The sequence below is a fragment of the Bosea sp. 29B genome (genome assembly GCF_902506165.1).
Taxonomy (GTDB): Bacteria; Pseudomonadota; Alphaproteobacteria; order Rhizobiales; family Beijerinckiaceae; genus Allobosea.
The window spans coordinates 3,984,849-3,996,803 of sequence record NZ_LR733817.1 but is presented as its reverse complement, the minus strand read 5'-3'; the positions used below and the strand labels follow the sequence as shown (position 1 = coordinate 3,996,803).

Annotated in this window: 13 protein-coding genes; 11 read left to right on the top strand and 2 right to left on the bottom strand. The window is 66.2% G+C overall.

Features of this window, described 5'->3' with window-relative positions:
- Positions 1 to 13 precede the first annotated feature (13 nt).
- From GV161_RS19380 to GV161_RS19340, 9 genes are all read left to right on the top strand, one after another.
- Positions 14 to 1,087 (top strand): BMP family ABC transporter substrate-binding protein, encoded by a 1,074-nt coding sequence (locus GV161_RS19380; RefSeq protein WP_152017227.1) that lies wholly within the window; start codon positions 14 to 16, stop codon positions 1,085 to 1,087.
- A 272-nt stretch (positions 1,088 to 1,359) separates the two neighbouring features.
- Positions 1,360 to 2,529 carry an ABC transporter substrate-binding protein gene (locus GV161_RS19375; protein ID WP_152017226.1) on the top strand — a complete coding sequence of 390 codons (1,170 nt, stop codon included), beginning with the start codon at positions 1,360 to 1,362 and terminating at the stop codon, positions 2,527 to 2,529.
- Between the two features lie 166 nt (positions 2,530 to 2,695).
- Positions 2,696 to 3,622 (top strand): branched-chain amino acid ABC transporter permease, encoded by a 927-nt coding sequence (locus tag GV161_RS19370; protein ID WP_091831142.1) that lies wholly within the window; start codon positions 2,696 to 2,698, stop codon positions 3,620 to 3,622.
- On the top strand, positions 3,619 to 4,608 hold the full coding sequence (locus GV161_RS19365) for a branched-chain amino acid ABC transporter permease (protein WP_152017225.1): 990 nt from the start codon (positions 3,619 to 3,621) through the stop codon (positions 4,606 to 4,608). Before GV161_RS19370 ends, GV161_RS19365 begins: the two co-directional genes overlap by 4 nt.
- Entirely contained in the window at positions 4,601 to 5,350 is a 750-nt protein-coding gene (locus tag GV161_RS19360) for an ABC transporter ATP-binding protein (RefSeq protein ID WP_152017224.1), read from the top strand. The genes GV161_RS19365 and GV161_RS19360 overlap by 8 nt, the downstream gene beginning before the upstream one ends.
- A 2-nt stretch (positions 5,351 to 5,352) precedes the next feature.
- Positions 5,353 to 6,051, top strand: coding sequence for an ABC transporter ATP-binding protein (locus GV161_RS19355; protein WP_152017223.1), 699 nt, complete (start codon positions 5,353 to 5,355; stop codon positions 6,049 to 6,051).
- A gap of 16 nt (positions 6,052 to 6,067) precedes the next feature.
- Complete coding sequence (locus GV161_RS19350; RefSeq protein WP_152017222.1) at positions 6,068 to 6,526, top strand: cupin domain-containing protein; 459 nt, start codon at positions 6,068 to 6,070, stop codon at positions 6,524 to 6,526.
- A 98-nt stretch (positions 6,527 to 6,624) separates the two neighbouring features.
- Entirely contained in the window at positions 6,625 to 7,005 is a 381-nt protein-coding gene (locus GV161_RS19345) for a PilZ domain-containing protein (RefSeq protein ID WP_152017221.1), read from the top strand.
- A gap of 62 nt (positions 7,006 to 7,067) precedes the next feature.
- Entirely contained in the window at positions 7,068 to 8,048 is a 981-nt protein-coding gene (locus GV161_RS19340; protein WP_152017220.1) for a glycerophosphodiester phosphodiesterase family protein, read from the top strand.
- A gap of 7 nt (positions 8,049 to 8,055) precedes the next feature.
- Here GV161_RS19340 and GV161_RS19335 read toward each other — a convergent pair whose 3' ends face one another.
- A complete protein-coding gene (locus tag GV161_RS19335) occupies positions 8,056 to 9,297 on the bottom strand; it encodes a flavin-dependent oxidoreductase (protein ID WP_152017219.1) in 1,242 nt (413 codons plus the stop codon).
- A gap of 282 nt (positions 9,298 to 9,579) precedes the next feature.
- Between GV161_RS19335 and GV161_RS19330 the strand changes: the two genes are divergently transcribed.
- Both GV161_RS19330 and GV161_RS19325 read left to right on the top strand, forming a co-directional pair.
- A complete protein-coding gene (locus tag GV161_RS19330; RefSeq protein WP_066468590.1) occupies positions 9,580 to 9,852 on the top strand; it encodes an HU family DNA-binding protein in 273 nt (90 codons plus the stop codon).
- 119 nt (positions 9,853 to 9,971) lie between these two features.
- Positions 9,972 to 11,147 carry a VWA domain-containing protein gene (locus tag GV161_RS19325; RefSeq protein WP_152017218.1) on the top strand — a complete coding sequence of 392 codons (1,176 nt, stop codon included), beginning with the start codon at positions 9,972 to 9,974 and terminating at the stop codon, positions 11,145 to 11,147.
- A 36-nt stretch (positions 11,148 to 11,183) separates the two neighbouring features.
- Here GV161_RS19325 and GV161_RS19320 read toward each other — a convergent pair whose 3' ends face one another.
- Positions 11,184 to 11,864 (bottom strand): GntR family transcriptional regulator, encoded by a 681-nt coding sequence (locus tag GV161_RS19320; protein WP_193219602.1) that lies wholly within the window; start codon positions 11,862 to 11,864, stop codon positions 11,184 to 11,186.
- Between the last annotated feature and the right edge of the window lie 91 nt (positions 11,865 to 11,955).

The window sequence follows — 11,955 nt, the reverse complement described above, 5'->3', positions numbered from 1 at the left end:
GGGGAACACCACCATGTCGACCATCATCACCCGCCGCACTCTTCTTGCCGGCGCTGCCGCGAGCTCGGCCCTGCCGCTGGTGGGCGCGAACGCCCAGGCGCCGTTCGGCGTCGGCTTCGTCTATGTCGGCCCGATCGGCGACCATGGCTATACCTGGACCCACGATCAGGGCCGCCTCGCACTGGAGAAGCACTACGGCAACAAGATCAAGACCAGCTTCATCGAGAACGTCGCCGAAGGCCCGGACGCGGCGCGCGCCATCCGCCAACTCGCCCAGGCCGGCAACCAGCTGATCTTCACCACCTCGTTCGGCTTCATGAACCCGACGATCCAGGTCGCCAAGCAGTTCCCGAAGATCTTCTTCGAGCATGCCACCGGCTATCAGCGCGCCGAGAATGTCGCGACCTACAATGCCCGCTTCTACGAGGGCCGCGCCGCGATCGGCACCATCGCCGGCCATATGTCGAAGACCGGCCAGGCCGGCTATGTCGCCTCCTTCCCGATCCCCGAGGTGGTGATGGGCATCAATGCCTTCCATCTCGCAGCGAAGAAGGTGAACCCGAACTTCAAGACCAAGGTGATCTGGTGCTCGACCTGGTACGACCCGGCCAAGGAAGCCGATGCGGCCAAGGCGCTGATCGACCAGGGCGCCGACATGATCACCCAGCACACCGATTCCGCCGCTCCGTTGCAGGCGGCCGAGCAGCGCGGCGTCTTCGCCTTCGGTCAGGCCTCGGACATGAAGGCGTTCGCGCCGAAGGCCCATCTCTCGGCGATCGTCGACGACTGGTCGGGCTACTACATCAAGCGCGTCAAGGAGGCGATGGACGGTACCTGGAAGACCGGCGACGTCTGGCACGGCCTCAAGGAAGGCATGGTCAAGCTCGCGCCTTATAATGACGCCGTCACACCGGCAGCGCGCGCCGCCGCAGACGAAGTGCAGAAGGGCATCGCAGCCGGCACGCTCCACCCCTTCACCGGCGAGCTCAAGGACCAGAAGGGCACGCTGCGCCTCAAGGCCGGCGAGACCGCCAGCGACGAGATGCTCTCGAAGATGGACTGGTACGTCGACGGCGTGCAGGCCTGACGGCGGCTACCCAGGAAGCGTCATGCTCGGGCTCGTCCCGAGCATCTCAGGCCGGAAGGGGCGCCAGCCGGCGCCTTCTCGTCCTGAGATTCTCGGGTCTGCGCTTCGCTCCGCCCGAGAATGACGCTCTCCGCCCACGCACGAAAATTACACGCAGGAACCCCCTTGCAGATATTTTAAGCTTGAAACAATATGGCTGCCGACACCGCACGGACAGGGATGGGGAACCCCGCCGGCGGCCGCATCTGGCACGTCCTGGGAGGACATCAGACATGACGCTCAAATTCACCCTGTCGCTCGGCGCCGGTGTGCTCGCACTCGGGCTCGCCACCGCCCAGGCGCAGGAGCCCCTGAAGATCGGCGTGGTCAGCGTACTGACCGGGCCGGCGGCGGCGCTCGGCCAGCAGGTTCGTGACGGTTTCCAGCTCGCGGTCGACCAGAACGGTGGCAAGCTCGGCGGCGTGCCGGTGCAGATCACCGTGATCGACGATGAGCTCAAGCCCGATGTCGCGGTCGGCAAGGTGCGCAGCTACGTCGAGGGCGGCAAGGTCGACTTCGTCGTCGGCCCGGTGTTCTCGAACATCCTCGGCGCGATCGCCAAGCCGGTGCTGGACTCTGGCGCGATCCTGATCAGCCCGAATGCCGGCCCCTCGACCATGGCCGGCAAGGCCTGCCACCAGAACTTCTTCGTGACCTCGTACCAGAACGACCAGGTCCACGAGGTGCTGGGCAAGTACGCGCAGGACCAGAACTACAAGAAGGCTTACATCATCGCGCCGAACTATCAGGCGGGTAAGGACTCGCTCGCCGGCTTCAAGCGCTACTTCAAGGGCGAGGTCCTCGACGAGGTCTATGTGCCGCTGAATGCGCTCGACTTCTCCGCCGAGCTCGCCAAGATCGCCTCGGCCAAGCCCGACGTGGTCTTCGCCTTCCTGCCCGGCGGCCTCGGCGTCAACTTCGTCAAGCAGTGGTCGCAGGCCGGCCTCACCGGCAAAGTGCCCTTCCTCTCCGCCTTCACCGTCGACGAGTCGACGCTCCCGGCGCAGCAGGACGCGGCGGTCGGCATGTTCGGCGGCATGACCTGGGCGCCCAACATGGACAACCCGCAGACGAAGAAGTTCGTCTCGGCCTATGAAGCCGCCTACAAGATCGTGCCCGGCTCCTATGCCCAGCAGGCCTTCGACGCGGCGCTCCTGATCGACTCGGCGGTCAAGGCCGCCGGCGGCACCGCCGACAAGGACAAGCTGCGCGCCGCGATCAAGAAGGCCGACTTCACCTCGCTGCGCGGCAAGTTCAAGTTCAACACCAATGGCTACCCGATCCAGGACTTCTACCTGGTCAAGGTCGCCAAACGGGCCGACGGCAAGTTCCAGACCGAGATCGCCCAGAAGGTGTTCGAGGACTATGCCGACCCGCATGCAAAGGATTGCGCGCTGAAGTGACGGTGACGTCCTTCAACGCGACCTGAATGGTCATCCCGGGCGGGCTCAAGCCCGACCCGGGGTCCATGCCAGACCCGATCGATGTTCAGGCATGGATCCCGGCTCTCCGCTTCGCTGCGGCCGGGATGACGGCATCTGTTGTTCTCGAGCCGAGTTGCCGAAGCGCATGACCACCGGCCTTCTCATCGTCCAGATCCTGAACGGGCTGCAGTTCGGCATCCTGCTGTTCCTGGTGGCGGCAGGGCTGACGCTGGTCTTCGGCGTGATGGACTTCATCAACCTGGCGCATGGCGTGCAGTACATGCTCGGCGCCTATCTTGCCGTGACCTTCGTGGCGCTGACCGGCTCCTTCGTGCTCGGCCTCGTGCTGGCGCTGGCGGCGGCGCTGGTCTTCGGCCTCGCGCTCGAATTCCTGGTCTTCCGCCATCTCTACGAGCGCGACCATCTCGACCAGGTGCTGGCTACCTTCGGGCTGATCCTGCTGCTCAACCAGGGCGTCAAGATGATCTGGGGCGCCGCTCCCCTTTCCGTGCCGCTGCCGGCGTTCCTGACCGGCAATGTCGCGCTGATGGATGGCATCCTCTACCCGACCTATCGCTTCGCCCTGATCGGCTCTGGCTTGGCAGTCGGCGCCCTGCTCTGGTTCATCGTCGAGAAGACCCGAACCGGCATGCTGCTGCGCGCCGGCGCCTCCAATGCGCCGATGGTCTCGGCGCTCGGCGTCGACATCCGCAAGCTGTTCATGATCGTCTTCGCTTTCGGCACGATGCTGGCTGGCTTCGCCGGCGCGATGGCAGCGCCGATCCTCTCGGTCGAGCCCGGCATGGGCGACACCGTGCTGATCCTCGCCTTCGTCGTCATCGTCATCGGCGGCATCGGCTCGATCCGCGGCGCCTTCGTCGCGGCGCTGATCGTCGGGCTGGTAGACACGCTCGGCCGCTCCTTCATGAACGACCTGCTGCGGCTGTTCATGAGCGCGCCCTCGGCGCGGGCGACCGGCGCGGCCCTGTCCTCGATGCTGATCTACCTGCTGATGGCGGTGGTGCTGTTCGTGCGGCCGGAAGGCCTGCTGCCGGCGCGGGGACGGACATGAGTGCGACGACGACAGCCGAGGTGACCAGCGTCGTCCCGCCGCGCGAGCGCGCCAAGGTCTTGCTGCCGGCCATCCTGTTCCTGCTGCTCGCCCTGCTGCCGCTCGCCGTCTCCATCGGCATGCCGGCCGGCTGGCTCGCTTTGCTGACGCGGGCGCTGATCTTCGCCATCGCTGCGCTCTCGCTCGACCTCATCCTTGGCGTCGGCGGGCTCGTTTCCTTCGGCCATGCCGCCTTCCTCGGGATCGGCGCCTATGTCACCGGCATCATGATCACCGAGGGCCGGAGCGAGGCGCTCGCGATCCTGCCGGTGATCCTCGCCGTCTGCGCGCTGTTCGGCGCGATCACAGGAGCGGTCTGTCTGCGCACGCGCGGCGTCGCCTTCATCATGATCACCCTCGCCTTCGGCCAGATGGTCTATTTCCTGGCGCAGGCGCTCTCGGCCTATGGCGGCGATGACGGGCTGACGCTCTACGAGAAGAGCACCCTCCTCGGCTTCAACCCGTTCGCGAACCGGACCTCGTTCTATTACAGCGTGCTGATCGCGCTCGCCGGTGCCTATCTGCTGGTGCGCGGCCTCGTCGCCTCGCGCTTCGGCCGAGTGCTCCGGGCGGCGCGCGAGAACCCGGTCCGCGTCAGCGTCACCGGTTTCGACGTCACCAAGGTGCGCCTCGTCGCCTATGTGATCAGCGGCATGCTGGCGGGCCTCTCCGGGTTCTTCCTCGCCAACCACACCGAATTCGTCAGTCCGGCCTTCATGTCCTGGCAGCGTTCGGGCGAGTTGATCTTCATGGCGGTGCTCGGCGGCGTCGGCTCGCTGCATGGCGCGATCATCGGCGCCATCGCCTATCTGATCGCCGAGGACGCGCTCTCGCACCTCACCGAGCACTGGCGCGTCATCTTCGGACCGATGATCATCCTGTTCGTCCTGTTCACCCGCGGCGGCATCGTCGGCTTGCTGCGCAAGCTGGGTGGGCGCCATGGCTGAGCCGGTCCTCGTCCTCGAGGCGTTGAGCAAATCCTTCGGCGCGCTGAAGGTCACCGACGGCGTCAGCCTCGCCGTCGCGCCCGGCGAATTGCACGCGCTGATCGGCCCGAACGGCGCCGGCAAGACCACGCTGGTCCACCAGATCTCCGGCATGCTGACGCCCGATGCCGGCCAGATCCGTTTCCGCGGCCAGGACGTCACCGCCTTCAACGCCGAAAAGCGCGCCCGCCACGGCCTGGCGCGGACCTTCCAGATCACCTCCACCATCGCTTCGCTCTCGGCGCTGGAGAATGTCGCGCTCGGCGTGCAGGCCAAGGCGACGCATCCGCTCTCCTTCTTCCGCAATGCCGCCGGCGACGAGCGCCTGAACAGCCCTGCCCGCGTGGCGCTGGATGCGGTCGGCCTCAGCGAGCGCGCCCATGTCCCGGCCGGCAGCCTGTCCCATGGCGAGAAGCGGGCACTGGAGATCGCCATGGCGCTGGCGCTCGAGCCGGCGGCGATCCTGCTCGACGAGCCGCTCGCCGGCGTCGGCAAGGAGGAAGGCGAGCGCCTGATCGCCCTGCTCAAGAGCCTGAAAGGGCGCTACGCCATGCTGCTGGTCGAGCACGACATGGAGGCGGTGTTCGCGCTCGCCGACACCGTCAGCGTGCTGGTCTATGGCCGTGTCATCGCCTCGGGCGACCCGGCCGTCGTCAGGGCCGACCCGGCCGTGCGCGAAGCCTATCTCGGCGAGGAGGGCTAGCCGTGCTGACGGTCGAGAACCTCGATGCCGGCTATGGCGAGGCGCAGATCCTGTTCGGCGTCGATCTTTCGGTCGGCGCCGGCGAGGTCGTGACCCTGCTCGGCCGCAACGGCATGGGCAAGACCACGACCGTGCGCGCCATCATGGGGCTGATCCGGCCGCGCGCCGGCCGCGTCAGCTTCGGCGGTGTCGACCTCACTGGCAGCGCGCCGTTCCGGCTGGCGCAGGCCGGCATCGGGCTCGTTCCGGAAGGCCGCCAGATCTTCCCGACGCTCTCGGTCGAGGAGAACCTCATCGCCACCGCCGCCAGCCGCTTTGGCAAGGCACGCTGGACGCTGGAGCGCGTCTACGCCTTCCTGCCGCGCCTCAGGGAGCGCAAGGCCAATCGCGGCAACCAGCTCTCCGGCGGCGAGCAGCAGATGCTGGCGATCGGCCGGGCGTTGATGACCAATCCCAAGCTCGTCATCCTCGACGAGGCGACAGAAGGGCTGGCGCCGATCATCCGGCAGGAGATCTGGTCCTGCCTCGCCGCGCTGAAGGCCGAGGGCGAGTCGATCCTGGTAATCGACAAGAATGTCGACGCACTCGCGAAGATCGCCGACCGGCATATCGTGCTGGAGAAGGGCCGCGTCGCCTGGCGCGGCAGCAGCGACGAGCTGCGCAGCGACAGCGCGGTCAAGGACCGCTTCCTGCATCTTTGAAAGAAGGAGACCGAAGATGAAACCACTCACCGCCGGCGTGACCAAGGCCAATGAGGGGATCGACGCGATCTCCTGGAACATCCTCGGCCAGACCTATGTGCCGAAGATGCTGAGCGAGGACAGCTTCTCCTGGCACGCCACCTTCCCGCCCGGCACCTTCGTACCGCCGCACATCCACCCGACCCAGGACGAGTTCATCTACATGCTCGAGGGCCGGCTCGACCTCGTGCTCGACGGCCAGGAATCGCATGCCCTGCCCGGCGACCTGATCAAGCTGCCGCGCAACATCCCGCACGGCCTGTTCAACAAGAGCGATGCCCCGGTGAAGTGCCTGTTCTGGGTCGCGCCCACCGGCCGCCTCTACGACCTGTTCTGGGCAATCCATTCGATGAAGGAGCAGAACCCGGCCGAGGTCGTCGCCCTGTCGGCGCGCTACGAGATCGACTTCCTGCCGCCTCCGCCCGACGGCGCCTGAGCAAGCGCGGCGCAGTTAAGGTTAAGGAAGACTTACTGCTGCAACCGGGAGCATGAACGGGCATTATCTCAACCTGAGCTTGAAGAAGGGCCAGGCCCATGCCCGCCGTAACCACCTCCTCCGAACGCCGCCGCTCACTCCGCAACCGGACCTTGATCGGTGGCAAGGTCATCTTCAACCAGCGCCAGTCGACGCTGGACTGCACGATCCGCAACCTGTCGGAAGACGGGGCTCTCCTGGTGTTCCCGGATAGCGTCGCCCTGCCGGAGCTGTTCGAGCTCTATGTTCCGGTGAAGCGGGAAAGCCGTATGGTGCGCAGCCGCTGGCGCGACGCCGAGCGCATCGGCGTCTCCTTCGCCGCTGCCGCGAAGCAGGATGATGCGCCGGTTCCGCTCGACCTGATGCAGCGCCTGCGCCAGCTCGAGCAGGAGAACACGGTGCTGAAGGCACGCATTGTCGAGCTGACGGAAGGCGCCTGATTTCCGGCTGAATTTCGCCGGCTTGCAGCGCCGACATCACGCCCCGTTTCGAGGGGATGGCGATGAAACGAATCTGGCTCGTTGCCGGCGCTGTGGCCGCGGCTTTAGGCGTCACCGCCTTCGTGCAAAACACCTCGCTCCTGGCCTCGGCCTCAACGGAGCGCCCCGTGCTGCTGGCGCATCGTGGGCTGGCACAGACTTACTCATCGAGCGGCGTAACAGACACGACCTGCACGGCGAGCCGGATCAATCCGCCAGAGCACTCCTATCTGGAGAATACGCTGGCCTCGATGGACGCGGCCTTCGCCGCGGGCGCCGACATCGTCGAGTTTGACATCCACCCGACCACGGACGGCCAGTTCGCCGTGATCCATGACTGGACGCTGGACTGCCGCACGAACGGCACGGGCGTGACCCGCGAGAAGACACTGGCCGAGCTCAAGGCGCTCGACATCGGCCATGGCTACACGGCGGACAGTGGCAAGACCTACCCGTTCCGCGGCAAGGGCGTCGGCCTGATGCCGTCGCTGGACGAGGTGCTGGCGCGCTTTCCTGACCGGCGCCTTTTGATCAACGTCAAGAGCAACGATCCGCGCGAGGGCGAGGCGCTGGCCGAACGCCTGCTGAAGCTCCCTCCGGCACAGCTTTCCCTGCTGATGGCCTATGGCGGCGACCGGCCGATTACGGTGCTGCGCGCGCGAATCCCGACCTTGCGCACCATGTCGAAGGAGGCCGAGAAGCGCTGCCTGATCCACCATCTCGCGCTGGGTTGGGCCGGACTGACGCCTGAAGCCTGCGAGCGGCAGCTGCTGCTGATCCCGTCCAACTACACCAGCTGGATCTGGGGCTGGCCGGCGCGGTTCACGGACCGCATGCGTGCCGCTGGCAGTGAGGTCATCGTCGCCGGCCCACTGGTCGGCGGAGACGGTTCCGCCGGCATCGACCGAGCCGAGGATCTAACCTCGCTCGACCGGCCCATCCCCGGCATCTGGACCAACCGGATCGACCGGATCGCGCCGCTCGTGCAGGCTGAGCGGCGTTGAGGCAGCCTCAGCCTTTCGTCGGCTGCGCGACCGGGAGCACGGTCTTGCCGGCATAGGCCTTCACGATCTGCTCGCGCTTGCCATAGGGCAGGACGCGCTCGACATCGTCGAAACCGTTGGGCGCGAGCGCCTCGACCGCATCGATGACGCGCTCGGGACCACCGGCGCGGTTCATCGCGACGATCTCCGCCGTCGCCGGCAGGCGCAGCGCTTCATAGGCCGCAAGCGCATGGCGCGGATGCTCGGCCTTGACCAGGAGGTCGGCGAGGCAGCGCGCATCCAGGATCGCCTGCGAGGCGCCGTTCGAGCCGACCGGATACATCGGATGAGCGGCGTCGCCGAGCAGCGTCACCCGTCCATGACTCCAGCGCGGCAGCGGATCGCGGTCGCACATCGGGTATTCCCAGAAGGTGCCGCTCGCGTGGATCAAGGCGAGGATATCGACTCCCGGTACGGTGAAGCGCTTGGCGAAGGGCAGCACGTCCTCGAGCCGCCCGGCCTTGGACCAGGCCTCCTTCGGCGGCGGCTTGGCGGGGTCGCCCGTGCGGATGTTGACGACCCAGTTGGTCAGGCGCGTACCCGGCTTCTTGCCCTCGGCGATCGGGTAGAGCACCAGCTTGCCGGCCATGCCGCCGGCGATAATCATGCTCTCGCCATCGAGGAAGGCCGGCCAGTCGCAGGCGCCACGCCACATCTGGACGCCGTTCCAGCGCGGCCCGCCCTGGTTCGGAAAGTAATGCGCCCGCACCGTCGAATGGATGCCGTCGGCGCCGATCAGGATATCGGCGCGCGCCGTTTCGCCGTCTTCACCCAGCTTCGCATCGGCGAAATGTGCGGTCACCCCGCCCTCGTCCTGCAGGAAGCCCTGCAGGCGGCGCCCGGTGCGGATCGCATCCGGCCCCAGTCGCTCGACCACGGCATCCCGGATCACGCCCTGGAGCCGGCCGCGATGGATCGAGAACTGCGGCACCGGAGCGCCCGCGTGCAGGCCGCGCAGCTCGCGCCAGACGGTCTGGCCGAAGCGGTTCATGTAGACCAGCTCGCGCGTCCGGATCGCCACTGCATCGAGGGCCGGCAGCAGGCCGAGCTCGGCCAGCTCGCGAATCGCGTGCGGCAGCGTGTTGATGCCGACGCCGACCTCGCGGATCTCGCTCGCCTGCTCGTAGACTGTCGCGGCGATGCCGCGTGCGTGCAGCATCAGGGCCAGTGACAGCCCCCCGATGCCGCCGCCGATGATGATGGCCTTCATGCCGCGTTCCGCTCCCCTGAATTATTTCAAGCTTCAAATAATTCGGAGCAATTTGTCAATCGCTCCACAAAGCTGGTGAAAACCGCCGCAATTTCGCGGCTTTTGACAGGAACGAAGCCGATTGCTGTGCGTATGTACGGCCGTTGCCGTCGTGTTTCGGCGGCAAGCATGCCAAATGGCGGGTTCGTGCGCGAGAGCGCGTCGATTCGCCGCGTTGCACCCGTATCCGTTGGGATTCGGCGCAGCGTCAATTTTAACAACATTGGTCTCTAGGAGGTTTTCATGACCAAGAATGAACTGATCGCCGCGATCGCGGACGAGACGGGCAAGACCAAGGCCGATGTCTCGGCCATCCTCGGCTCGCTCGCCGGCGTCGTCGCCAAGACGCTGAAGTCGGGCGGCGACGTCACGCTCGGCGGCATCGGCAAGCTGGCGGCCGCCAAGCGCGAGGCCCGCGAGGCCCGCAACCCGTCGACCGGCGCGACCATCAAGGTTCCGGCCAAGACGGTCGTGAAGTTCAAAGTCACCAAGGATCTGGCCGACGCCGTCGCCTGAGCCTTGTTAGACAGCGGCGGCCCAGAGCCGGGTCCGACCAGCCTGCCTCGCAGCTTGATCGGGACCGGCCCTAGGCCGCCGCAGCTTGACCTTGAGGCGCTGCTGGCCACAGTAGCGCGATGTTCCTCCGCCTCTTCACCGATCTGCGCGCCGCCAAGGTCCCGGTGACCTTGCGCGAATATCTGGCGCTGCTCGAAGGCGTCGAGGCCGATCTCGCCGAATACCGCGTCGACGAGTTCTACTATCTCGCCCGCACCTGCCTGGTGAAGGACGAGCGCCATCTCGACCGCTTCGACCGCGTCTTCGCCGAGGTCTTCAAGGGCGTCGAGACCCTGGGCGAGGCCTTCGAGCAGGTCGGCATTCCCGAAGAGTGGTTGCGCAAGCTCGCCGAGAAATTCCTAACCGACGAGGAAAAAGCCCAGCTCGATGCCCTCGGCTGGGAGAAGCTGCTGGAGACGCTTAAAGCACGTCTCGCCGAGCAGAAGGGCCGCCATCAGGGCGGCTCGAAATGGATCGGCACCGCCGGCACCTCGCCCTATGGCGCCTATGGCTACAATCCCGAAGGCGTACGCATCGGCCAGGACAAGAACCGCAACTTCCGGGCGGTGAAGGTCTGGGACAAGCGCGAGTTCAAGGATTTCGACGACACGCGCGAGCTCGGCGTGCGAAACTTACGGATCGCGCTGCGCCGCCTGCGCAAATTCGCCCGCACCGGCGCGGCCGAGGAGCTCGACCTCGACCAGACCATCACCGAGACCGCCAAGCATGGCTATCTCGACGTCAAGCTCCGGCCCGAGCGGCACAACGCGGTCAAGGTGCTGCTCTTCCTCGACGTCGGCGGCTCGATGGACTGGCATATCGAGCTGGCCGAGGAGCTGTTCTCGGCAGCGCGGGCCGAGTTCAAGCATTTCGAGCATTTCTACTTCCACAACTGCCCCTATGAGCGGGTGTGGAAGGAGAACCGGCGCCGGCACGACCAGGTGATCCCGACCTTCGACGTGCTGCGCACCTACCCGGCCGATTATCGTCTCGTCTTCATCGGTGACGCCTCGATGAGCCCCTATGAGATCGCCATGCCGGGCGGCTCGGTCGAGCATTGGAACGAGGAGGCCGGCGAGGTCTGGATGCGGCGGCTGACCGAGCGCTTCCCGAAATCGGTCTGGCTCAACCCTGTCCAGCAGCACCTGTGGAGCTACACCCAGTCGATCCGGCAGATCGGCGGGCTGATGGGCGGCCGGATGTTCCCGTTGACGCTCGACGGCCTGGATGGGGCGATGAAGGCGTTGACACGGTAACGCAGGCCCGCACCTCTCCTCCGGATGGATCGCAGGTCAGCGCCTGGCCGGCCGGGCGCGCCCCTCGATAGCTGCGACGAGGGTTTGGCTGCCCTCGACCAGATGCTGACGCAGAACGTGAACCGCCCTGCTCTCGTCGCGTTGCCGGCAGGCCGCGAGCAGCTCCCTGTGCTCGGCCTGAGAGCGGCTACGATAATCCAGGTTCGACAGCAGGATGCGGACATAGCGGTCAGCGGCGTTGTGATGCGCTTCGATGAGCCCGAGCAGCCGGCAATTGCCGCAGGCACTGTACAGAACAAGATGGAAAGCGCGGTTCAAAGCCCCCCATCGGCCGACATCCGGCTCGGCATCGATTTGCCCCAGCACGCGGTCGGCTTCGTCAAGTTTTGCATCCGTGACGGCGGGAACCGAAAGCCGCAACGCCTCACATTCGAGTAGCTCGCGCAGCGCGTAGATTTCGGCGATCTCGACCCCGTCCATCGCGGCGACATGCGCGCCTTTGGTCGGATGAATTGAGACGATGCCTTCGGCCTCCAGCTGGCGAAGTGCGTCGCGCACCGGCATCCGGCTGAAGCCGAACTGTTCTGCCAAATCGTCCTGGCGAAGCACGGTGCCGGCCGCCAGGCTTCCGTCCGCTATCGCTTCGCGCAGAACGCCAGCGACCTGCTCGGCCACGGTTTGCGGCTTCTGCTTCAGGGCTTCGGCCAGTCCAAGCAAGCGACACCCTCCGATCCACTCAACCCTCTAGCAGATCGTGGCTCGTCGGGATATAAGTATCCTCGTATACGAGTATACCAACAAGCAGACT